This window comes from Pseudomonas koreensis, assembly GCF_012986595.1.
GTDB classification, from domain to species: Bacteria; Pseudomonadota; Gammaproteobacteria; order Pseudomonadales; family Pseudomonadaceae; genus Aquipseudomonas; species Aquipseudomonas koreensis.
Genome location: NZ_JAAQYM010000001.1, coordinates 967,084 through 990,778 on the forward strand (window position 1 = coordinate 967,084; position 23,695 = coordinate 990,778).

The following is a 23,695-nucleotide window of genomic DNA, read 5'->3' on the forward strand; positions in this document are numbered from 1 at the left end:
CGCCAAAAACCGTAAGGTTAAATTGTAAAGAATGTAAATTCGTCGCGAATAACAATATTTCGCAATTGATACGAATACCTGTTTACCCTATATTCCGCGACCTCAAATCCTTGGGGAGGGGAATTCACATGTCACGCCAACCACAACAATCCGCCGTCAGTTCACCGCGTTTGCTCGCCTCTGCCATCGGCATGGCGATCACTGCGGGCTCCGCCGGACACATGGCTTTTGCAGCCCAGCAAACCGATGAAAAAGCTTCGGGCAATGCGATTGCGCTGGACGCCACCAGCGTGGTTGGCGAGCAGCAGGACACCTCCTACAAAACCGATGCATCGCAATCGAAGAAATACACCGCACCGCTGCGCGAAACGCCAAAAAGCGTGACCGTCATCCCGCAACAGGTGATCCGAGACACCGGCGCCACCAGCCTGGTCGATGCGCTGCGTACGACGCCGGGCATCACCTTCGGTGCCGGCGAAGGCGGCAACCCGGCCGGGGACCGCCCGATCATTCGTGGCTTCAATGCCGAAAGCGACGTGTTCATCGACGGCATGCGCGACCCGGCCTCGCAAAGCCGCGAAATCTTCGACGTGGAATCGGTCGAAGTCAGCAAAGGCCCGGGCTCGGCTTTCACCGGTGCCGGTTCCACCGGTGGCAGCCTGAACCTGGTGAGCAAGACCGCCAAACTGGGCAGTTTCTACAACGGTGGTTTCACCTGGGGTTCGGACCAGACCAAGCGCACCACGCTCGACCTGAACCAGCAGATGACCGACACCTCGGCCTTCCGCCTGAACCTGATGAAGCATGAAGCCAACGTCGCCGGACGTGATGGCGTGGACGTCAGCCGCTGGGGCGTGGCGCCGACCTTCTCGTTCGGCCTGGGTACCGACACCCGGGTGATCGTCGGTTACTACCACAACGAAACCGACGACATTCCGGACTACGGCATCCCGCTGACCTCCAGTTCGAATCGCAGCAAATACCACGTCGACAAACCGGCCAACGTCAACCGCGACAACTTCTACGGTCTCACCAGCCGTGACTATCGCCAGACCAGCGACGACAGCGGCACCTTCAAGATCGAACACGACCTGAACGATGACCTGACCGTCTCCAACAGCTTCCGCATGTCGCGCTCGACCCTGGACTACATCGTCAGCAACCCGGACGACAGCAAGGGCAACGTGGCCAACGGCAGCGTCTATCGTGGCGCCAAGAGCCGCAACTCGACGTCCAGCGGCTGGGTCAACCAGACCGATCTGAGCGCCAAGTTCAACACGGCCGGCATCGAGCACAGCCTGGTCACCGGTCTGGAGTTTTCCTATCAGGACACCCACAACCGGCCGTACGTCCTGACCTCGTCCGCCAGTGGCACCACGTGCAACGCTGCGCTGTTCCGCTCCGGCGACTGCACCAACCTGTACAAGCCAACCCCTGGGGATAACTGGTCGGGCAAAATCACTGACAGCGCCGCGTACACCGATACCGACACCAAAACCGCAGCGGCCTACGTGTTCGACACCCTGAAGTTCAACGAGCAATGGTCCTTGAACCTGGGCCTGCGCTACGACAACTATCAGACCGAATCCAGCGGTTACAGCACCGGCGGTCGCGGCGCGGTGGCGGGCAACTTCTCCCGCGAGAACACCAGCGACCTGCTCAACTACCAGATCGGCGTGGTCTACAACCCGCTGCCTAACGGCAGTGTCTACGCGGCCTACTCCACCTCCAGCAACCCGGCCGGCGAAACCAGCGGCAACGGCAGCCTGGAACTGGCGGCGAACAACAGCGACCTGGACCCGGAAAAAAACCGCAACTACGAGATCGGTACCAAGTGGGACTTCTTCGGTGACGATCTGTCGCTGACCGCTGCGCTGTTCCGCACCGAGAAAACCAACGCACGCATCGACGATCCGGACGGCGCCACCACCCAGGTGCTCGACGGCGAGCAGGTCGTCAATGGTCTGGAACTGACCTACAGCGGCAAGCTGACACGCAACTGGAAAGTCTTCGGCGGCTACACCTACATGGACAGCGAAGTGGTCAAGACCACCCTCGCCGCCGACAAGGGCAACCACATGCCGAGCACACCGCGAAACAACTTCACGCTGTGGTCGACCTATGACCTGATCCCGGAAAAACTGACCATTGGCGGCGGCGCGACCTTCGTCGACTCGCAGTTCGGCAACGTCGCCAACTCGGTGGAGATCCCGTCCTACTGGCGCTACGACGCCATGGCCACCTATGCCCTGACCAAGAACGTGGACCTGCAACTCAACGTGCAGAACCTGACCGACAAGCGTTATTTCGACCAGGTGTTCCAAACCCACTACGCCCACGTGGCGTCGGGTCGTACAGCATTGCTGAGCGCCAACTTCCACTTCTAAGGAACCTGTAGGCGCTGCGGTACGCTGCGATCTGTTGATCTTGATTCTTGAAAACCAACATCAAAAGATCGCAGCGTGCCGCAGCGCCTACAAAGAACAAAGCCCCGCTCATTCATGTGAACGGGGCTTTTGTGCGTAATCAAAGAAGCGCTCGATCACCCACGGCATAATGCGCGCCGTGAAACCAACTTTCGAACGGACGGCGAGTGACGTGTTGAAGAAAACCCTGTTCCAGCTGCACTGGTTTTTTGGCATCACTGCCGGACTGGTGCTGGCCCTGATGGGCATTACCGGTGCCGCCTATTCGTTCCAGGACGAAATCCTGCGGGCGCTGAATCCGTCGGTGCTGCAGGTGGAAAAACAGGTCGCCGGCGTCCTGCCGCCGGTCGAACTGGTGGAGCACATTGAAGCGACGTCCGGCAAAAAGGTCGCGATGCTCTGGGTCGAGAGCGACAGCGGCAACGCCGCACGCGTCTACTTCACTCCGCCCAAAGGCGAACGCCGTGGCGAGATGCGCTACTTCGACCCGTACACCGGCGAGTTCATGGGCGATGCCGTGGGCCAGGACTTCTTCGGCCTGATGCTGCAACTGCACCGCTTCCTCGCCATGGGCGACACCGGGCGCAACATCACCGGCGCGTGCACCCTGATCCTGTTGTTCTTCTGCCTCTCCGGGCTGTATCTGCGCTGGCCACGGCAGTGGAACAGCTGGCGCGTGTGGCTGACCCTCGACTGGAAGAAAAAGGGCCGCAGCTTCAACTGGGACCTGCACTCGGTAGCCGGCACCTGGTGTTTGCTGGTGTATCTGCTGCTGGCGTTGACCGGGTTGTCCTGGTCCTACGAGTGGTACAACAAAGGACTGACCAAACTGTTGTCCGACGCGCCGCAAAACGAACGCGTGCGCGGTGGTCGCGGTCCGGCACCGGCAGGCCCGGCTCCGACCGCCGACTACGCGGCGATGTGGAGCAGCATCTACAGCGCCGCCGGCCCGGGCCTGTCCGCCTACAACATCCGCATGCCGGCCGTGGCCGGGCAACCGGCGACCGTGTTCTACCTGCTCGACAGCTCGCCGCATGATCGCGCGTTGAACCAGATCACCCTCGACCCGGCCACCGGCGTGGTCAACCGGGTCGACCGCTACGCCGACAAGAGTTTCAAGGCGCAACTGCTGACCAGCATTTACGCACTGCACGTCGGCAGCTATTTCGGCCTCGTCGGACGGATCATCATCACTCTCGCTGCGGTGTGCATGCCGCTGTTTTTCATCACCGGCTGGTTGCTGTACCTGGACCGTCGGCGCAAGAAAAAACAGATTCAGGACGCACGCAAAGGCCTCGAACCACCGGCCGGCAACGCGCCCGGATGGCTGATCGGTTTCGCCAGCCAGAGCGGGTTTGCCGAACAACTGGCGTGGCAGACCGCCGGGCAATTGCAGGCCGCCGGGTTGCCGGTGAAGGTGCAGCCGCTGGCGGATGTCAGCGCGCAGGATCTGCGTGAATCGAACAACGCGCTGTTCGTGGTCAGCACCTTCGGCGACGGCGAGGCACCGGACAGCGCTCGCGGTTTCGAACGCAAGGTGCTGCGCAACGCCGCGAGCCTCGAGGGCCTGAACTACGCCGTACTCGGCCTGGGTGATCGCCAGTATGCGCACTTCTGCGGTTTCGCCCGACGCCTGCATCAATGGCTGAGCGAGCACGGCGGCAAGACCCTGTTCGCCCCGGTCGAAGTCGACAGCGGCGATCCGTACGCCCTGCGTCACTGGCAGACTCAACTCGGGCTGCTCACCGGACAGACACCGGTCGACACCTGGCAAGCGCCGAGCTATGAGAACTGGACGCTGGTGCGCCGCGAACTGATGAACCCCGACAGCAGCGGCTCGCCGGTCTACCTGTTGGGCCTGAGCGCACCGAGCACCAGCAGTTGGCTGGCCGGCGACCTGGTGGAAGTGCTGCCGCGCAATTGCGCATGGGCGGTCGAGCACTTCCTCGACGGCCTCGGCATTCGTGGCGAAACCCGGGTAACGATCAACGGCCTCGAAGAGCCGCTGGAAGTGGCCCTCGCCTCACGCCAATTGCCTGAACACCGCGCGCATCTGGTCGGCCTGCACGCGCAGGCGCTGGTGGATGCGATGGTGCCGTTGGCGATGCGCGAGTACTCGATTGCCTCGATCGCCGCTGACGGTGTGCTGGAGCTGATCGTGCGTCAGGAACAGCACCCCGATGGCCGCCTGGGCATCGCTTCCGGCTGGCTGACCGAACACGCCGCGGTCGGCGGCAACATCAGCCTGCGCGTGCGCCGCAACAGTGGCTTCCACCTGCCGAATGAACCCGTGCCGATGATTCTGCTGGGTAACGGCACCGGCCTCGCCGGGTTGCGCAGCCTGCTCAAGGCACGGATCGCCGAGGGTCAACAGCACCACTGGCTGCTGTTCGGCGAACGTAATCGCCAGCACGATTTCCTTTGCCGGGCGGAGCTGGAAGAGTGGTTGATCAACGGCGATCTGGCACGCCTGGACCTCGCGTTTTCACGGGACCAGGCACAGAAGATTTACGTCCAGGATCGCCTGCGTGAATCCGCTGACGAGTTGAAGCAATGGCTGGCCGACGGTGCAGTGATCTACATCTGCGGCAGCCTTCAAGGCATGGCCTCTGGCGTGGATCAGGCACTCAACGACATCCTCGGCGCCGCCGAAGTCGAGCGCCTGATCGAACAGGGGCGCTACCGCCGCGACGTGTACTGACTCACTTCTGTAGGAGCTGCCGCAGGCTGCGATCTTTTGATTTTGTTTTTAAGAGCAAGATCAAAAGATCGCAGCCTGCGGCAGCTCCTACAGGTGGAGTGATCAGACTGGCTGCAACTTCTGCTCGAACACCGCAACACCATTCAAATCCCGCAACACCACACTCATCTCCCCGCTCTGCCCCTCGATATTCACCTCGCCAAAAAACTGAAACCCGGCAAACGGTGAAGCATTCTGGGTCGGCGGCGCCTTCTGGAACACCACTTCCGGGCCAAAGGTCTTGTCCAGTGGGTTGGGCCCGAAACTCCCCGCATTCAGCGGCCCGGCGACAAACTCCCAGAACGGTTCGAAATCCTGAAACGCGGCGCGATCGGGGTGGTAGTGATGCGCCGCGCAGTAATGCACGTCCGCCGTCAGAAACACGAAGTTGCGCACCTGCTGCGCCCGCAGAAAACCGAGCAGCTCGGCAACTTCCAGCTCGCGGCCCTGAGCCGGGCCAGGATCACCGTTGGCGACGGCTTCCCAGCGCGCCACGCCCGGGCTGACTTCACCGTCCGGCACACCGAGGCCGATCGGCATGTCGGCGGCGATCACCTTCCACTGTGCCTTGGAGTGTTTCAGCCCACGCTTGAGCCAGTCCAGTTGCTCACGCCCAAGGAACGGCTTGGCCGCGCCGAGATTGTCGTCGTTGGCGCCGCGATAGCTGCGCATGTCGAGCACGAACACATCGAGCATCGGCCCGTAACTGAGCTTGCGATAAATCCGCCCACCGCCGTCGGCCGCCTGCAAACGCATCGGTGAATATTCCAGCCAGGCCTTGCGCGCACGACCGACCAGGGTGTGGATATCTTTTTCCTGATAACGCTCGTCGAGCTGCTTGCCCGGCGACCAGTTGTTGACCACTTCGTGATCGTCCCACTGCCAGATCTGCGGCACTTCGGCGTTGAAACGGCGGATGTTTTCGTCCATCAGGTTGTAGCGGTAATTGCCGCGATAATCATCGAGAGTCTGCGCGACTTGGCTCTTGGCTTCGGTGGTGAGGTTGCGCCAGACGCGGCCACCTTCGGTGGTCAGTTGCGCCGGTACGGGGCCGTCGGCGTAGATGGTGTCGCCGCTGTGGATAAAGAAGTCCGGCAGGCGCAGACGCATGGATTCGTAGATGCGCATGCCGCCGATGTCCGGGTTGATGCCGAAACCCTGGCCGACGGTGTCACCGCTCCAGACGAAACGGATGTCACGCCGCGCCGTCGGTGCGCTGCGCAAGTGACCGAGCCACGGTTCGCTGGCGACGCCGGTCTGCGCGTCTTTGAAATACACCCGATAGAAAATCGCCTGATCGGCGGGCAGCCCGGTCAGTTCGACCCGGGCGGTGAAATCGGTGCGCGCATCGGCCAATGGCGAGACGACCCGGCGCGGGTGGCGAAACTGGCTGCGGGTGTCCCACTCGACCACCATCCGCGCCGGACGGTCGCTGCGGCTCCAGATCATCGCGCGGTCGCCCTGCAGGTCACCGGATTGCACGCCGTCAGTCAGTTGCGGCCGATCCTTGACCGACGCGATCACTGCCGGCGCCAGCCCCGGCATCAGCAGCCCGGCACCCACCACTTGCATGACCCGCCGCCGCCCCGGATTGAAATCGCTCATGCTGTTCTCCCTGAAAAAAGGAAAACTTAAGCACGGCTGTGTGAACTCGCCATGACACCACTAACCATTGTGGGAGCGAGCCTGCTCGCGAAAGCGGTGTGCCAGTCAACATACATGTCGCTGGCAGACTGCATTCGCGAGCAGGCTCGCTCCCACAGGGGATTTTTGTTGTCAGTCAGGCCTTGGCGGGTTCCAGCGCCAGCTCGACGGCCTCTGGGCGTTTGACCGTCGCATAGACCAGAGCGGTCAACAAACTCCCCGCGACAATCGCCAGCAGATACAACAACGCATGATTGATCGCATTCGGGATCGCCAACACAAACAGGCCACCGTGCGGCGCCATCAGTTTGCAGCCGAAATACATCGACAGAGCGCCGGTCAACGCACCGCCAGCGATGCTCGCCGGGATCACCCGCAGCGGGTCCTTGGCGGCAAACGGAATCGCCCCTTCGGAGATGAAGCACAGCCCCAGCACCAGCGCCGCTTTACCGGCCTCGCGCTCGGTCTGGGCGAACTTGCGCCGGGCGATGAAGGTGGCGATGCCCAGCCCGATCGGCGGCACCATGCCGGCGGCCATGGTCGCGGCCATCGGCGCATAACTCTGCGAGGCCAGCAGGCCCACCGAGAACGCATACGCGGCTTTGTTGATCGGGCCGCCGAGGTCGACGCACATCATGCCGCCGAGCAATACGCCAAGCAGGATCGCGTTGGTCGTGCCCATGCTGTCGAGGAAATGCGTGAGCGCCGCGAGCATGCCGGCGACCGGTTTGCCCACCACGTAGATCATCACCAGCCCGGTGAACAGGCTGGCGAACAACGGGATGATCAGAATCGGTTTGAGCGCTTCAAGACTCTGCGGCAAGGCGACATAACGACTGATCGCCTTGGCCGCATACCCGGCAATAAACCCGGCGACGATACCGCCGATGAACCCTGCTCCGAGCGTACTGGCGAGCAAACCACCGATCATCCCCGGCGCCAGGCCCGGACGGTCGGCGATCGAATAGGCGATGTAACCGGCGAGCAGCGGCACCATCAGCTTGAACGCAGTCTCGCCGCCGATCTGCATCAGCGCCGCCGCCAGCGTGCCTTCTTCCTTGAACGCGGTGATGCCGAAGACGAACGACAACGCGATCATCAAACCACCGGCTACCACCATCGGCAGCATGAACGACACACCGGTCAGCAGGTGTTTGTAGACCCCGGTTTTCTCCTGCTTGGCCGGTGCCTTGCCGTCACTCGCGGCGCTCTCCACCTGAGCTTCGGCGAGGGCCTTTTTCAGTGTCGCTTCGGACTGCTTGAGCGCAATGCCGGTGCCGCAACGGTAGATCTTCTTGCCGGCGAAACGCTCGGTGGCGACTTCGATGTCGGCCGCCAGCAACACCACGTCCGCCTCGGCAATCGCCGTGGCGCTGAGCGGGGTTTTCGCGCCGACCGAACCCTGGGTTTCGACGTGCAGTTCATAGCCCAGACGCTTGGCCGTCTGCTGCAACGCCTCGGCCGCCATGAAGGTGTGGGCGACGCCGGTCGGGCACGCGGTGATGGCGACGATGCGCGGCGCACGTTGCGCAGCGGGCGCCGGGACAGCGTCAGAGGCGACGTACACTTCAGCCTCTTGCGCCCCCCGGCGTAGCACCGCTTCCACATCCTGCAGCGCTTGCGCCGGGGCAATGCGGAACACGCGCTTGCCGACGAAACGTGTCATGTCGATGTCGCCGGTGACCACCAGCAGCACCCACTCCGCCGCCGCAATGGTCGCGGCCGACAGTTCACGTTCCGGGTGCGCCGCATCCACCACTTCAACGCTGGTGCTCCAGCCCTGACGCTGGGCTGCCGCGTCGAGCAGACGGGCGCACAGCACACTGGTGACCATGCCGTTCGGGCAGGCCGTGACAATGGCTAACTTCATGACAAACCCTCTTATTGTTCTGTCAGGGGACGCACGCGCACGCCCTGTTCGAGCCGCGCCAGTTGCGCGGTGTCGTTGATGCCAAAACCGATCTGCGTCACCGCCATCGCGGCAATCGCCGTGGCGCTGCGCAAGGTCTGCTCGGGCGTATCGGCGCTGAGCAGACCGTGGAGCATGCCGGCCAGCAACGAGTCACCAGCACCCACCGTGCTGGCGACCGTCACCTTGGGCGGCGTGGCATGCAGCGCCGCACCGACGCTGAACCAGTTCACGCCATCGGCACCATGGGAAATCACCACATGCTCGATGCCCTTGGCGTGCAAGCACGCCGCCGCCTGTGCTTCGGCAGCGTGCGAGACCACATCGCAATCCAGTGCATCGGCGAGTTCTTCGGTGTTCGGCTTGATCAGCCACGGGCGCGCTTCAATGGCCGCGCGCAAGGCTTCGCCGCTGCTGTCGAGGGCGACTTTCAGGCCGAGTTCGTTCAGCCGTTCGATCAGCTCGCGCAACCACTGCGCGGTGACGCCACGCGGCAAACTGCCGGCCACCACCACCGCATCATGCCCCGGTGCAATCTGCACCAGACGATCGAGCAGCGCCTGCTGGGCCGCCGCGTCGACCACCGGCCCCGGGCCGTTGATGTCGGTGATGCGCCCGTCGTGCTCGGCGACCTTGATGTTGCTGCGCGTCTCGCCCGGCACGCGGATGAACGCGTCGACAAAGCCGCGCTTGGCGAACAAGGTTTCGAAGGCCTGCAGATTGTCTTCGCCGAGAAAACCGCTGACCGTCAGTTGATGCCCGAGGTCCGCGAGCACCTGGGCGACGTTTACGCCCTTGCCGGCGGCATGGGTGTGCATCTCGTCGCTGCGGTTGACCTGACCGGCCTCCAGGCGCGGCAGCTCGACCGTGAGGTCCAGCGCCGGGTTGAGGGTCAGGGTGAGAATCTTGGCCATTACAGGGCCTCCACTAATGCACGCACTTCGTTCGCGCTGCCCACGATGAGGGCGTGTTGAGCAAGGGTTTGCGCCTGGGTCAGGCTGAGTTCGCGGATGCGCGCCTTGACCTCGGCGATGCTGCGCCCGGACACGCTCAGCTCATCGACGCCGAGGCCGACCAGCACCGGCACCGCCAGCGGATCTGCCGCCAGCTCGCCGCACACGCCAACCCATTTGCCATGGGCATGCGCGGCGCGCACGGTGATGTCGATCAGTTGCAGCACCGCCGGGTGCAGGCCATCGGCCTGGGCCGAGAGCGTCGGGTGCCCCCGGTCGATGGCCAGGGTGTATTGCGTCAGGTCGTTGGTGCCGACGCTGAAGAAATCGACTTCTTTCGCCAACACCGGCGCCAGCAAGGCCGCGGACGGCACTTCGATCATGATCCCCAGTTGCAGGTCCGCAACCGGGATTTCCAGGCGCAGGCGCTCGGTCATGTCTCGGGCCTGGCGCCATTCTTCGACGCTGCCGACCATCGGGAACATGATGCGCAACGGCCGGTTGTCCGCCGAACGCAGCAAGGCACGTAGTTGCGCTTCCATGACCTGCGGACGCTGCAACGTGAGGCGAATGCCGCGTACGCCGAGGAACGGGTTTTCTTCCTTGGCGATCGGCCAATACGGCAGCGGTTTGTCGCCACCGACGTCCAGCGTACGCACCACCAGCGGCCGTCCGGCGAGGCCATCGAGGACGCGGCGGTATTCTGCCTCCTGAGTGGCTTCGTCCGGCGCTTGCGGGTGAGCCATGAAAATCAGTTCGGTGCGCAACAGACCAATGCCTTCGGCGCCCTGCTCCACCGCAGCGGTGACCCCGGCGCTTTCGCCGATGTTGGCGAACACTTCCACGGCGTGGCCATCGGTGGTGTGCGCCGGTTGGTGGCGTTGTTCGGCGGCAGCCTTGAGGCGCTGCTCACGGGTGTCACGTTCTTCGGCGGCGCGTTGCAGGGTCGCGGCGTCGGCGTCGACGTGCAGGCGACCGCGCTGGCCGTCGAGCAGCAACGGCGTGCCGGGTTTGAGCAACAACACCGCAGCACCGGCGCCCACCAGCGCCGGGATGCCCAAGGCACGGGCGACGATGGCGCTGTGTGCGGTGGCGCCGCCACGCGCGGTGAGAATCCCCGCGACGCGCGCCGGATCGAGTCGCGCCACGTCCGACGGGCCGACCTCGTCCATCACCAGAATGTACGGTTGCTCCGGTTCGCTCGGCGTCTGCACACCACAGAGTTGCGCCAGAACCCGGCGCCCGATGTCACGCAGGTCCGCCGCCCGCTCGGCGAGCAACGCGTCCTGCAAAGATTCCTGTTGTCGGGCCGCCGCTTCGATCACTGCCATCCACGCCGCTTCGGCGCTTTCGCCTTGCTTGAGGCGGGTGTCGACTTCGTCGGTCAATTCCGGGTCGTCGAGCATTTCCTGGTGGGTGATGAAGATCTCGCGAATTGCCTTGGCTTTGCTGCGTTCGATCAAACCCTGAATGTCGCGGCGCACATCGTCCAGCGCTTGCTTGAGGCGTTCACGCTCGATGGCGGCGGACTCGCCGCGCAGCGGGTAATCGATGGCTTGCTGCACCTGAATGTGCGCCGGGCCGATGGCGATGCCCGGCGCGGCGGGGATCGCCTGCAACTGCGCGCCGGACGCCGGGGCGATCAGCACTTCGGCGATATTGGCAATGACTTCGCGTTGCTGGCTTACCGCTGGCAGTGGTTCGACTTCTTCACCCAGGCCTTCTTCGATGGCGGCCAAGAGCGCCGGCAAGGCGTCGGCGGCGATGCTCGGTTCAGCGATCAACTCCAGCACCTGACCGCGACGGGCACCGAGGCTGAGCAGCTTGCTCAGGCTCTTGACCGACACGGCGCTGTCCTGGCTGTCGACGATGCGCACGCGAATTTCGCCGTCGAAACTCTTCGCCAGTTGCGCGAGGATCTTCGCCGGGCGTGCGTGCAGACCGTGGGCGTTGGCCAGCGCGATGCGGGCGCTCGGCCAGTCGGCGGGCAGTTCGCCGCCGAGCACTTCGAGGACTTTGCGGCTGCTGGTGGCGCGGCCCAATTCATGGCCACGACCTTCAATCAACAACGCGCACAGACGTTCAAGCAAGGCCTGATGCGCTTCACCGAGACTGGCCAGACAAAACAGACCGCTGAGCGGCTGGCCGAGGTAGCGCATCGGTTTGTCCGGGGTGACGAAGGCCAGACCCGGACGCTTCACGGTTTGTTCGCTGTGCAGCCACCACAGGCCATCGCCCAGCGGCAGCGCTTCGACTTGCTGCAATACGCCGGCAAAGCCGTTGCTCACACAATCGGCCTGACGCAACAGACGCGCGCCACGCCAGACCAGTTCTTCGAAATCATCTGCCGACACGCCGAGACCGATCATCTGGGCATCCAGCGCCAATTCCTGCGGTGCGCCTTGCAGCAGTTTCAACAGCGCTTCCGGGGAGCTGGCGCGGCGCAGGGCTTGGCCCAGATCGGTCTCGCCGAGGGCGCGGGTCAGCAGTTGCAGCAGGCGCAAGTGTTCGTCGGATTTGGCCGCAATGCCGATCGCCAGATAAACGATCTGCCCATCGCCCCAATCCACGCCCTCGGGAAACTGCATCAGGCGCACGCCGGTGGCGAATACCTGATCGCGGGTCTCGGGCGTACCGTGGGGGATGGCAATACCTTGACCAAGAAAGGTCGAGCCCTGGGCTTCCCGGGCCTGCAAGCCGGCGAGGTAGCCATCGGCGACCAGACCATCGGCCACCAGGTGATTGGCGAGCAATTGCAGGGCGGCGGGTTTATCCACGGCCGATTGGCCCATGGATATCTGCTCTATAGTGAGCTCGAGCATGCGATCTCCTTTTTGGCACATGGATGCGCCAGGTATTGTTTTGAATAGTCACAGCTTAGGCGCTGGTCAGCCTGCTTTTCAGCAGCAGTTTTGGCGGTTTCACGGCAGAACCGGCCAAAGGCGTCTAAAACGTAGAAAATACGCTTGCTGAAACGTTTAATCTAGATTGATCGGCACGTTACTCGATAATGTCTCATCCTTGAAGTCCAACTTGTCGGATGCGCTGCGACAATAGTCGCCTGCCCTAATCGGGTAGGATTGGCGAAAATGTCGGGGCTAGCTCGAAAAAACAAGGAAATACCGGGTTGAAACTCAGTGATATCGCGCGGTTGGCCGGAGTGTCCGTGACCACCGCCAGCTACGTCATCAACGGCAAGGCCGAACAGCAACGCATCAGCACCGCGACCGTCGAGCGGGTGCGTGCGGTGGTCGAGCAGCACGGCTTCACGCCCAATCCACAAGCGGCCGGGCTGCGCAGTCGGCACACGCGCACCTTGGGGTTCATCCTGCCGGACCTGGAAAACCCCAGTTACGCGCGGATCGCCAAACTGCTGGAACAAGGTGCCCGGGCGCGCGGCTATCAGCTGCTGATTGCCAGTTCCGACGATGCGCCGGACAGCGAGCGCCAGTTGCTGCAACTGTTCCGCGCCCGCCGCTGCGATGCGCTGATCGTCGCCAGTTGCCTGCCGGCCGGTGACGACAGTTACCGTCAGTTGCAGGCCAAGGGGCTGCCGATCATCGCCATCGACCGGGTCATGGAACCGGAGCATTTCTGCTCGGTGATCAGTGACGACCGTGAAGCCAGCCTGCACCTGACCCAAAGCCTGCTCGACCCGCAGCCAAAACAGATCGTGCTGCTCGGCGCGCGACCGGAGCTGAGCATTAGCCAGGAACGTGCCGCCGGGTTCAAGCAAGCCTTGGTCGATTTCAAAGGCGACGTGCTGGTCGAACACGCCGAGTCCTTCAGCCGCGAGTGCGGCAAGCAGTTGATGGAAGAACTCCTGCAGCGTCTGGGGCATTTGCCGGATGCGCTGGTGACCACCTCCTACGTGCTGCTGCAAGGCGTGTTCGATGCTCTGCATGACTTCCCGCTCAAATCCCGTCCGCTGCGCCTCGGCACCTTCGGTGACACGCAGTTGCTGGACTTCCTGCCGCTGCCCGTCAACGCCATGGCCCAGCAGCACCAGTTGATCGCCGACAAGGCACTGGAACTGGCGCTGGCTGCCGTCGAGCAATCCGAATACGAGCCCGGTGTGCAGGCCATCGCCCGTACCTTCAAGCAGCGTATTCACCGGGACTGAACCGTGGAGCTGATCGACAGCCACACCCACCTCGACTTCCCCGACTTCGACGCCGACCGCTCGGCGTTGCTCGCCGAAAGCCGTGCCCTCGGGGTGCGGCGGATGGTGGTGCTGGGGGTCCATGAAGGCAACTGGCAACGGGTGTGGGATCTGGTCCAGGACGATGCCGAGCTGTACGCGGCATTCGGTCTGCACCCGGTGTACCTCGATCAGCATCGCCCGCAGGATCTGACCGCGTTGGGCGACTGGCTGACCCGCCTGCACGGCCATCGGCAGTTGTGCGCGGTGGGCGAGATCGGTCTGGATTACTTCATCGAAACCCTCGACCGCGAACGCCAGCAGACGCTGTTCGACGCGCAGCTGCAACTGGCGGCGGACTTCGAGCTGCCGGCGCTGATCCACGTGCGCCGCAGCCACGCGGCGGTGATCGCCACGCTCAAGCGCTTCAAGCTCAAACGCGCTGGCATCATCCATGCCTTCGCCGGCAGCCGTGAAGAGGCGCGCGAATACATCAAACTCGGTTTCAAACTCGGACTGGGTGGAGCACCGACCTGGCCGCAGGCGTTGCGCATGCATCGGGTGTTGGCGGATCTGCCGCTGGCGTCGATCGTGCTGGAAACCGATTCACCGGACATGGCCCCCGCGATGTTCCCCGGCCAGCGCAACAGCCCCGCGCACCTGCCGGCAATCTGCACGGCGCTCGCCGAACTGATGAAGATCAGCCCACAGCAACTGGCCGTCGCCAGCACCGCCAACAGCTGCGAAGTGTTCGGCTGGTAATCAGTCGCGGTGAGCCTTGGCCGCGTCGAGGATCAAGGTCATGTGCTGGCGATGGTGAACAAAGCGCAGCAGCGCGAAGTACACGAAAATCACGATCAGTGATGCGTTCAGCTGTTCAGTCACGCTGAGCAGCCCGATCCATTCCATGACCAGCGCTACCAGCAATGCGGTGCACACCGTCAGTGACGCACTGAAACGCAACAGTCCCAGCGAATCGAGAGATCGGAAGCGTTTGATCTGTTTCGGGCAGCGCAACTCCAGGCTTTTCTGGCAGTGCGCGCAGGTGAACGGTTCGTTGATCGCGATGGCATTCAGTTGCCACGGCTTGAGCCCTTGCGTGGTCTGGCAATGAGCACAACGGCCCTGGATCCCCAGGGTTGCAACGGACATGAGCGGCCTCCTCGACGCAGTCAGCGGAACAGGGATACTGGCTCATTAATGACGAAAAGCCAGCCGTCGAAAGAAAACAGGATTTGGCTTACAAACGTAAGGATCAATGCATTACAAAATGTTCTGACATCACCCTTGCAGGCGTGAACCCTGTGGCGAGGGGATTCATCCCCGATGGGACGCGAAGCGTCCCCCATGTCTGTAAGTGATCAGGGACTGCTGCGCAGTCCATCGGGGATGAATCCCCTCACTACAGGGCCTTGCGCCGGGTCAGGATTCAGACGCGGAACGCGCTGATCAACTGCTTGAGTTCCACCACCTGCGCCGACAGGGCCCGGCTGGCATCCTCGGTCTGATGCGCGCCTTGGGCCGTGCGCTCGCCGGCGCGGTTGATCTCGACGATGTTCTGGTCGATGTCGTGCGCCACGGCGGTCTGTTGCTCCACGGCAGCAGCGATCTGCTGGTTCTGGTCGACGATCATGCCCACCGCGCCAAGAATGTTTTCCAGCGCCTGCTGGACCTTTTCCGACTGCCCGACCGTGCCATTGGCCATCTGATGGCTGACACCCATGGCTTTCACTGCCGCGCCGACCCCACCGTGCAGCTTGGTGATCATCTGCTCGATTTCTTCGGTCGATTGCTGGGTGCGCTTGGCCAGGGTGCGCACCTCGTCCGCGACCACGGCGAACCCACGCCCCTGCTCACCGGCGCGGGCCGCTTCGATGGCGGCGTTGAGCGCCAGCAGGTTGGTTTGCTCGGCGATGCTCTTGATCACTTCCAGCACGCGGCTGATCGACTGGCTGTCACTGGCCAGTTGGTTGATCACCCGCACTGACTGATCGATCTCGCTGGCCAGCGCGGCAATGCTGCCCTGCTGCGACTCGACCAGCCCGCGACCGCTGATGGTTTCGTCGTTGACGCTGTGGGCGCTGCTCACCGCCGCCGCTGCGCTGCGTGCCACTTCCAGCGAGGTCGCCGACATCTGGTTCATCGCCGTCGCCACTTGCTCGATCTGCGTGCGCTGTCCAGCCACCGCCTGATTGCTTTGTGCGGAGACATTTTCCACCTGCCCGGCCTGACGCTCGACTTCGCTCACGGTATGACCAACCCGTTCGATCAGGTCGTGGATCTTCCTCACCGTGCCATTGAAAACCTCGCCCAGCTCGCCGAGTTCATCACGGCTCTGCGCGACGAAATTGACCGTCATGTCACCGGCCGCGACCTTGTCCATCATCGCGCCCAGACGTTTGAGCGTGGTGCGGGTCGATGCGTAGAAACCGCCGTAGAGATAGAAAATCAGCACGAACACCACCGTCAACGCCACAGCCTGCAACAGCATGTGCGTACGGTTTTGCGCCAGGCGTTGCTGCAATTGGGTCTCGAGGAATTTCAGGGTCGCGTCGTTGAGCTGGTAGGTCATGTCCATCAACCCGGTGACCTGGTCGTAGAACGCCTGCCACGGGGTATCGAGGGTCTCGGCAACCACCACTTTTTCTTCGAACAGTTCGCTGGCCTGCTTGAGCGACGCCTTGCTGCTGTCGGCCTGAGCACTGAGGCCGGCGCGTGCGGCTTTGCTCGAGTCGAGGGCGTCCGCCAGTTTCAGGGCGTACTCGGCCTGAAGTTTTTCGATCTGCGCCAGCAACTCGTCGAAACGGGTGCTCGACGAGCTATTGAGAAAGCCCTGGCCCAACGAATACGAACCGATGGCGCGGCCTTCACCGAGGGTCTGGGTCACCGCCGGCGTAATGTTAGTCACCAGTTCGCTGAGCTGACGGATGTCGCCCTGATTGTCACGGCTCAGACCGGCCTGACTGGCGATGATCTGGCTGAAGATCTGCGCGTTGCCCAGCAGTTTGCCGATCATCCCGCTTTTGCTTTGCAGGGAATTTTCTGCCTGCTGGGCCTTGAACGCGCTGATCATTTCATCGCGTTTACCGTCGAACACCTTGATCTGCTCCGGATCCTCGGTCGTCGCCTTCAGCCCTTGCAGACGCGCCAGCACGGCTTGTTCCAGACTGCTGATCTGCGCCTCGAGATTGTCGGCCTTGCCGGACTGGCCGAGGATGACGTTGATTTGCACCCGGTTATTGAGGGTTTCCAGATCCCGGCGCAGGGTCAGGCTGCTGCCCAGCAGGTCGAGGCTCTGCAACTCGACGCGAGTGCCCTGGAATTCGCGATAGGAATCGCGCACCAGATAAAAATTGGTCACCAGCATCGGCACCAGAAACAGCACGCTGATCAGGCTGAACTTCATGCCGAAGCTCAGACGGTTCATCAGCGAGACGGCGGGATAGAGCAAGCTCTTCACTGGAAGTCTCCCTTGGCTTTTCTTGTTTTTATTGGCAGGCGCGGGGCGACAGCAGATAGCCACTATCGGGCGCTGTCTCTGTATAGCTCAAATCGAGGGGAGGTTTTGTAACTTAAGGTTAACGACTGCCTGGGCAGATCGCTCACCCTGTGGCGAGGGAGCTTGCTCCCGCTCGGCTGCGCAGCAGACGCAAATCGCCTGGACGCGTTGTTAATGATGAACAGCGAGGGCGGCTTCGCCACCCAGCGGGAGCAAGCTCCCTCGCCACAATGAATTTCCCTGAGGGATCAGTGAATCAAGACTGTCCACAAGGCAAACCCGGCATACCACAGCACCGCCGCGCGCAGCAGCAGCTCCCACAGACAATCGAGGGTGTTGATGCCTTCAGGCCCGACCACCGGCGGCGGGATCTCGCCGGCAGCCAGCCCGACCTTGCTGATCAGGTGCGCCGCGCTGATGTTCCAGTTCAGCAGCTCGTGCAACATCACCCGACTGACCGCGACGAAGTTGCCGACCAGGGCAAAGCTGGCAGCCAACAGACGCACCGGCACCCAGTCGAAGGCATGGCGCAACTGCCCCGCCCTTTCCACCACCGCCGGACTCTGCCCATGCTCTTGCGCCAGGGCCAGCAAGCGATAGGCCAGCGCTGCCACCGGACCGAGCACGAAATACCAGAAGATCACCGCGAAGAAGCTCTGATAGGCCTGCCACAAGAGATGGCCCTGTACCTGATCCAGCAACTGCTCGCCGCTGTCGGCGCAGATGTCCAGATCACGCTTGGCCACGTGTGCGGCGGCTTGCAGGTCTTCGCGGCGCCAGGCGTCACGGAACGGCCCGAGACCGCCGAGCAGATCACCGCGCCCCAAAGCGTAAATCACCACCAGTAAGTGCACCGGCAAGGCCAGCAAGCCGTACGCCACCGGTTCCAGCACCAGCAGCAACAAGCCGAGCAGTGCCACCGGCAGCAACACCAGAATCGTCAGCACCAGCCACGGCCGCTGGGCCAGACGCGCGCTGCTTTCGAGTTTGTGCAGTTCGCGAATCCATCCGCCGTCGCGTTGAACCCGATGGCGCAGGGCCGAGAACTTCTCGATCCAGAGCGCCAGCAGTAACACCAGAAAACTCATTGTCCTTCCTCTTGTGCCAGGGCGGCGCGGTAACGCGCCCAGTCGAATGCCGGGCCAGGATCAGTCTTGCGCCCGGGTGCGATGTCGCTGTGCCCGCAGATACGGGCGCCGGTGATAGCCGGAAATGCTGTTTGCAGCTGACGGGTCAGCGTGATCAACGCCTGATACTGCGCATCGGTAAAGGGCAGATCATCGGTGCCTTCGAGCTCGATGCCCACGGAAAAATCGTTACAGGTTTCGCGGCCTTCGAACATTGACACGCCAGCATGCCACGCCCGCTCAAGACAGGAGACAAACTGGGTGACGCTGCCGTCACGTTCGATCAGAAAATGCGCCGAGACGCGCAGGTCGGCGATCCCTGCAAAATAGGGATGCTCGGTGACATCCAGGCGATTCTGGAAAAATTCCTGCACCTTGCCGGTGGCGAACTGCGCCGGCGGCAGGCTGATGTTGTGAATCACCAACAGGGAAATTTCGCCCGCAGGGCGTTCATTGAAGTTGGGCGATGGGCAGACCTGCACCCCGTGACACCACCCGCTAGCGGGATCCAACTGCATACCGATTCCTTCAACGCCGACTGTGTTGGCGCCCAGTATGCCGCGATCGGCCCCTGGCGCGCGATCACTTGCCGCGATTGAGTCGTCGCAGATTGCCGAGCACCGACGCCAGCGCGCGGTCGAACAGCAAGGTGTCATCCAGCGCACGCACCGCGCCGCGGCGGAACTCCAGGGCCAGGCCGATGCGGCTGCGCTCCAGCACTTTCATCCCGGTGCGGTCGACAAACACATACTTGCCAGTGGTTTCGATGATCGCCGCCAGCTTGCAGCGCAGGGTGTGCTCGTCGTCCTCCTGGAACGCGACCCAACTGCCCACGCGCAACTGATCGACCTGCCGCAGCCCCGCGTCATCCTGGGCAAGACCTGTGGGGTTCAGGCTGCCTGAGCCTTCGTCGGCCGTGCGCAGGGTAATGTGCTGCGACACCTCGACCAACGCCGCCTCGGCTGGATCCTGCTCGGCGGCCGGGTCGAGCAAGCGCACATGCAACGCTTCCAGTTCGCTGAAAAATTCGCTGGTGGCAAACGGATCGAACGCCGAACTGCTCAAGCCGTCGCGCAGTGACTTGAGCAAGCCCGGTACCAGCGCCAGCAAACGCATGCCAGCGTCTGCCTCGTCATGCCGCTGAACGCTCCAGATCAGTTGCTCCAGGGTCTGTACATCGGCCTGCCATTCGGCGGACTGATCACCGTGCTTGAGGCACGTCAGCAGCAACACCTTGCTCCAGGCATCGCCGACGAACGTCACCACCGACGGTGGCAAGACTTTACCCAGCAGCGCCTGATTCACTGCCTGTTCGACCCGCTGCCGGGCCAGTTCGGTTTTCGCCCGCCCCTCTTCGGCGTCGCGCAAACGCTGCTCAAGCAATTCACTGCGCCGACGCTCATCGCTGGTGAAGGCCAGAAAGTCCGCGAGCAATTCAGAGAAGATCGCCGGGTCGTCAACAAACTCGCTCAGCAGGCGTTGCACCACTTGTTCAATACGCAGATACAGGCTGTCACGCGCCTCGCCGGTGCAATCACCCCAGCCCATGGCCGCATCGGCGATCTCATTGAGCAGGCGCCGCGCCGGATGGCTGCTGCGGCTGAAGAAGCTCTTGTCGAGCACCGCGACCTTGAGCATCGGAATCTGCAGACGGGCGATCAGCGCCTTGAGGGAATCCGGCAGGTTGCGGTCCTCAAGGATGCATTCGAAGACCATGGCGATCAGGTTGATCACGTCCTCGTCGGCGCCATCGACGATGCGCGACTTGCCGCTCCGGACGCTGACCCGCGTCAGCAATTGTTCGAGCTGGTTGCGCAGATCGAAGTCATCCTGCGCCGCCAGCGCCGGGACGTACTGTTGCAGGTGCGAGAGCAGGCGCAGCAGGTCGCGGGTGCTGATCGGCTGCGTCGCAACGCTCGGCTCCAGGGTCGGGGCGACACTGCCGCGTACGTGCAGGAGCAGCTCCTGCAGCGCGGCGAAGACTTCTTGCACGCCTTCGTCGGCGGGTGCCGGCTCGTCGCCTTCTTCGCTGCTGATGCTCGCTGCGGCACGCTCGATCGCGCGGCGTGCCGGGGCCGGCTTCAAATCGGGCAATACGCCGGTGGCGATCAGCAATTGATTGGCCTCGGCGTATAACTGCTCGATATCTGCCAACACATAGCGCTCGAACAGTTTGAGCAGGATCAGCTTGACCTTGATCTCCACGCCCAGATTGCGACCGGCCTGCAGGAAAAACTCGCAGAGCATCGCCGGGCCGAGCGGGTTGTGCTGATCGTCGATGTGTTTGCCAAGCAGCGCGTTGAGCCGCGCCGTCAGCTGATCGAGGGCAAAGCCATCGCGCTTGAGCACCCGGCCGACCATGGTCTCGACCGCCACGCTGCGCTCCATGTCATCGGTGCGCGGCGCCGACTCCTCAAACATCAGTGAATCGGGCAGGGTCTGCTGTACGGCGTCGTACTGGATGAGGGCAACGAAGGCTTCGAAGAATTGCTCGAGAAACCCGCGCTCAATGTTTTTGCGCTTGAGGCGCAGGTCGCGCATGGCTTCGAAAAAGATGTTCTGTTCGACGTCGTTACGCGCCCGGTCGGCCATCTCGAACAGGGTGTCGTCGGCGTTATCGAACAACTCCTGCAAACCATGACGCAGTTGCTGGGCAGCCTTGTCGCGAACCTGAAGCAGAATCACAGGCAGGCGGGCGAGCGGCGAGTGGTTCGCCTGATCGGTAGCAGCCTTGTGCAAAGCCACTACATTCCCGTCGTTGTGCATCCAAGCCTCCTGAAACGGTGATTCTTCTGTCACTTACAGGGCAATCCCTGTGAGAGCGAGGTTCCCAGACAGACGTCAAAGCTATGACGTCAAATGCAAGGCGGATTATCTTGCAAAACTTGTCCCGGGCGCTACAGCTCTCAGGGTTTCCCCTATACCCGCGCCCCCCCTCCAGTGACCACGAATAACGGTGCTTTGCTCACGGGAAATCGACCAGTTGCAGTCAGGCACGCGAGTTCTTGCCTTGGGTTGGCTCCTGCCATACCCCTATAATCGGCGCACTTAGTTTGTGGAGCCCGTTATGCCGAATCTACGTCTCGCCGATTTGACCGCCGAAATCGAAGCCAACGTGCGCCGTGCGTTGCTCGAAGACATCGGCAGCGGCGACATCACCGCGCAACTGATCCCCGCCGAACGTCTGGCCAAAGCCACCATCATCACTCGCGACGACGCTGTTATCTGCGGTACGGCGTGGGTCGACACCGTGTTTCGCCAGCTCGATCCGCGCGTCGCGGTGCATTGGCAGGTACGTGACGGTGAACGGGTGAAACCCAATCAACCACTGTTTCACCTGGAAGGCCCGGCCCGTTCGCTGCTGACCGGCGAGCGCAGTGCGCTGAACTTCTTGCAGCTGCTGTCCGGCGTGGCCACGCGGGCGCAGTATCTGGCGGACTTCGTAGCGCAGACTCAGGTCAAGTTGCTGGATACCCGCAAGACCCTGCCGGGCCTGCGTCTGGCGCAGAAATACGCGGTGACCTGCGGCGGTTGCCACAACCACCGCATCGGCCTCTACGACGCGTTCCTGATCAAGGAAAACCACATCGCCGCCAGCGGTGGCATCGCCCAGGCCATCGCCGCCGCGCACAAGATCGCGCCGGGCAAACCGGTGGAAGTCGAAGTGGAAAGCCTGGAGGAACTGAAGGAAGCGCTGGCAGCCGGCGCCGACATCATCATGCTCGACGAGCTGAGCCTGGATGACATGCGCGAAGCCGTGCGCCTGAACGGCGGCAAGGCCAAACTGGAAGCCAGCGGCGGTATCAACGAAAGCACGCTGCTGCCGATCGCCGAGACCGGGGTGGATTACATCTCGATCGGTGCGATGACCAAGGATGTGAAGGCGGTGGATCTGTCGATGCGTCTGAGCCTCTGAAGCCGTCACGCAATAAAAAACGCCAGCCCGGTTGAGGCTGGCGTTTTTGTTTCAAACCACCAGATTGTTCATCTCGCAGTACTCATCCCACTCGACGCCCAACACTTCGGCCGCCTCCTTGTGCAGCACAAGACGCTGAGCCTCGAACTCTTCAGGGGTGCTGGTGTACTTGAGCGTCAACTCCCACGGCTGCAAGCCCTGGGCTTCGGCTTCGTCTTCGAATGCCCACTGGATCTGGTCCTTCTGATCATCAGGACTCAGGTCCTTGATCTCTTCTTTCAGGTCCGGTACGTCCAGGACGTACTTTTCCAGTGCTAGTTCGTGACGTTGCTCTTGAGTTAATTCGGTCATGGCGTTCTCGCTGATCGTAAGAATGGAGGATGGATCTGGATCATCAAGGATCTCTCTGACGCGGATTGTCCGGCCTTCGGAACCATTCGGGATCATCTGAAAACTGCTAAGCGATGCTCATGCAGGCACCGAATATAGGACGTTTGCATGACGAATTACACGGCTCTTTACATCTGTCTCACAAAAAGTTGACCTGCGGAACATAAATCCGGATTTCAAGTCATAGCGATGTGCCATATCGGCATTCACTCTTGCTGTTCACAAGGAAAACCAGTGATGCGCAGCTTTTCGAAGATTTGTTCCGTTGTGTCTGCCAGTACCTTGCTCGCCGCCATGATGTTGCCGGCCAGCGCCATGGCGCTTGAACTGAGCAACAGCAGCTCATCCTATGGCGACAAGGTTTCGCTGATTCACAACGATTACGGCAAAGATGTCGTCATCAAAAGCGATATCAGCATCGATGAACTGCAAAAGATCCGCGATACCGTCCGCGAGCAGTCACGCCAGATTGAAGAACTCAAACGCAACAGCGGTTCCAGTTCGAATTCCAGCAGTAAGGAAATCGACGACCTGAAGAACAAGGTCAAGGATCAGGACCGTCAACTCGATACCCTCGGACGCCAAGTCGAAGACCTCAAGCGCAACAGCGGTTCGAGCTCGAATTCCGCCAGCAGCGAAATTTCCAGCCTGAAGCAGAAAATCAACGATCAGGATCGCGCCATGGATCAGCTCAAACGTACCGTCGAGGATCTGAGCCGCAAGGTGAAATAATTTTTGCCCGAGACAGGAATCGAACCTGCGACCTTCGCGTTACGAGTGCGCTGCTCTACCGGCTGAGCTACACGGGCGGTGGGCTAAACCTAGCACCGGTCTCGGGCTGCGGCAAATTTGTGCGTTGTCTTTGCTGATTATCACTTGTGGCGAGGGAGCTTGCTCCCGCTGGGCTGCGGAGCGACCAAGCTTTCTGAGGCTGATGTTTTTTACGACTG

Annotated in this window: 16 protein-coding genes, 1 tRNA gene and 1 pseudogene; 6 read left to right on the top strand and 12 right to left on the bottom strand. The window is 62.2% G+C overall.

Annotation, left to right across the window (positions count from 1 at the left end):
- Window positions 1-128: 128 nt before the first annotated feature.
- Together HBN98_RS04600 and HBN98_RS04605 are read left to right on the top strand one after the other, a co-directional pair.
- Window positions 129-2,387: a TonB-dependent receptor gene (locus HBN98_RS04600; RefSeq protein ID WP_083367037.1), complete on the top strand. Its 2,259-nt coding sequence runs from the start codon at window positions 129-131 to the stop codon at window positions 2,385-2,387.
- A gap of 211 nt (window positions 2,388-2,598) precedes the next feature.
- The gene (locus HBN98_RS04605) at window positions 2,599-5,127 is read left to right on the top strand and encodes a sulfite reductase flavoprotein subunit alpha (protein ID WP_083369372.1); all 2,529 of its coding nucleotides are present in this window, start codon (window positions 2,599-2,601) and stop codon (window positions 5,125-5,127) included.
- Between the two features lie 102 nt (window positions 5,128-5,229).
- Here HBN98_RS04605 and HBN98_RS04610 read toward each other — a convergent pair whose 3' ends face one another.
- The 4 genes from HBN98_RS04610 to ptsP form a co-directional block, all read right to left on the bottom strand.
- Window positions 5,230-6,771 (bottom strand): alkaline phosphatase D family protein, encoded by a 1,542-nt coding sequence (locus HBN98_RS04610; RefSeq protein WP_064585931.1) that lies wholly within the window; start codon window positions 6,769-6,771, stop codon window positions 5,230-5,232.
- 175 nt (window positions 6,772-6,946) lie between these two features.
- A complete protein-coding gene (locus HBN98_RS04615) occupies window positions 6,947-8,680 on the bottom strand; it encodes a PTS fructose-like transporter subunit IIB (RefSeq protein ID WP_083367038.1) in 1,734 nt (577 codons plus the stop codon).
- Window positions 8,681-8,691: 11 nt separating this feature from the next.
- The gene (gene pfkB, locus HBN98_RS04620; RefSeq protein WP_083367039.1) at window positions 8,692-9,633 is read right to left on the bottom strand and encodes a 1-phosphofructokinase; all 942 of its coding nucleotides are present in this window, start codon (window positions 9,631-9,633) and stop codon (window positions 8,692-8,694) included.
- On the bottom strand, window positions 9,633-12,494 hold the full coding sequence (gene ptsP / locus HBN98_RS04625; RefSeq protein ID WP_083367040.1) for a phosphoenolpyruvate--protein phosphotransferase: 2,862 nt from the start codon (window positions 12,492-12,494) through the stop codon (window positions 9,633-9,635). Before ptsP ends, pfkB begins: the two co-directional genes overlap by 1 nt.
- A gap of 305 nt (window positions 12,495-12,799) precedes the next feature.
- Between ptsP and cra the strand changes: the two genes are divergently transcribed.
- Both cra and HBN98_RS04635 read left to right on the top strand, forming a co-directional pair.
- Complete coding sequence (gene cra / locus HBN98_RS04630) at window positions 12,800-13,795, top strand: catabolite repressor/activator (RefSeq protein WP_064585927.1); 996 nt, start codon at window positions 12,800-12,802, stop codon at window positions 13,793-13,795.
- 3 nt (window positions 13,796-13,798) lie between these two features.
- Window positions 13,799-14,575, top strand: a complete 777-nt coding sequence (locus HBN98_RS04635; protein WP_083367041.1) for a TatD family hydrolase — start codon at window positions 13,799-13,801, stop codon at window positions 14,573-14,575.
- Here the strand turns inward: HBN98_RS04635 and HBN98_RS04640 are convergent, their stop codons facing one another.
- The 6 genes and pseudogenes from HBN98_RS04640 to HBN98_RS04660 form a co-directional block, all read right to left on the bottom strand.
- Entirely contained in the window at window positions 14,576-14,965 is a 390-nt protein-coding gene (locus HBN98_RS04640) for a hypothetical protein (protein WP_083367042.1), read from the bottom strand.
- A gap of 277 nt (window positions 14,966-15,242) precedes the next feature.
- Window positions 15,243-16,172: a methyl-accepting chemotaxis protein gene (locus HBN98_RS28160; protein ID WP_373292945.1), complete on the bottom strand. Its 930-nt coding sequence runs from the start codon at window positions 16,170-16,172 to the stop codon at window positions 15,243-15,245.
- Window positions 16,149-17,240: pseudogene (locus HBN98_RS28165) on the bottom strand (methyl-accepting chemotaxis protein); the annotation flags it as partial. The gene HBN98_RS28160 and the pseudogene HBN98_RS28165, both read right to left, overlap by 24 nt.
- A 320-nt stretch (window positions 17,241-17,560) precedes the next feature.
- Window positions 17,561-18,400 (bottom strand): regulatory signaling modulator protein AmpE, encoded by an 840-nt coding sequence (gene ampE, locus HBN98_RS04650; protein ID WP_064585923.1) that lies wholly within the window; start codon window positions 18,398-18,400, stop codon window positions 17,561-17,563.
- Window positions 18,397-18,957 (bottom strand): 1,6-anhydro-N-acetylmuramyl-L-alanine amidase AmpD, encoded by a 561-nt coding sequence (ampD, locus tag HBN98_RS04655; RefSeq protein ID WP_003221563.1) that lies wholly within the window; start codon window positions 18,955-18,957, stop codon window positions 18,397-18,399. The genes ampE and ampD overlap by 4 nt, the downstream gene beginning before the upstream one ends.
- A gap of 64 nt (window positions 18,958-19,021) precedes the next feature.
- Window positions 19,022-21,205 carry a DUF1631 domain-containing protein gene (locus HBN98_RS04660; RefSeq protein ID WP_083367043.1) on the bottom strand — a complete coding sequence of 728 codons (2,184 nt, stop codon included), beginning with the start codon at window positions 21,203-21,205 and terminating at the stop codon, window positions 19,022-19,024.
- A gap of 301 nt (window positions 21,206-21,506) precedes the next feature.
- Here HBN98_RS04660 and nadC point away from each other — a divergent pair, with 301 nt between their 5' ends.
- A complete protein-coding gene (gene nadC / locus HBN98_RS04665) occupies window positions 21,507-22,355 on the top strand; it encodes a carboxylating nicotinate-nucleotide diphosphorylase (protein ID WP_064585921.1) in 849 nt (282 codons plus the stop codon).
- A 51-nt stretch (window positions 22,356-22,406) separates the two neighbouring features.
- Here the strand turns inward: nadC and HBN98_RS04670 are convergent, their stop codons facing one another.
- Window positions 22,407-22,706 carry a DUF6388 family protein gene (locus HBN98_RS04670; protein ID WP_064585920.1) on the bottom strand — a complete coding sequence of 100 codons (300 nt, stop codon included), beginning with the start codon at window positions 22,704-22,706 and terminating at the stop codon, window positions 22,407-22,409.
- A gap of 276 nt (window positions 22,707-22,982) precedes the next feature.
- Between HBN98_RS04670 and HBN98_RS04675 the strand changes: the two genes are divergently transcribed.
- Window positions 22,983-23,477, top strand: coding sequence for a hypothetical protein (locus tag HBN98_RS04675; protein ID WP_083367044.1), 495 nt, complete (start codon window positions 22,983-22,985; stop codon window positions 23,475-23,477).
- Between the two features lie 4 nt (window positions 23,478-23,481).
- On the opposite strand, the gene HBN98_RS04680 is transcribed toward HBN98_RS04675, so the two are convergent.
- Window positions 23,482-23,554 (bottom strand) — tRNA-Thr (locus HBN98_RS04680).
- Between the last annotated feature and the right edge of the window lie 141 nt (window positions 23,555-23,695).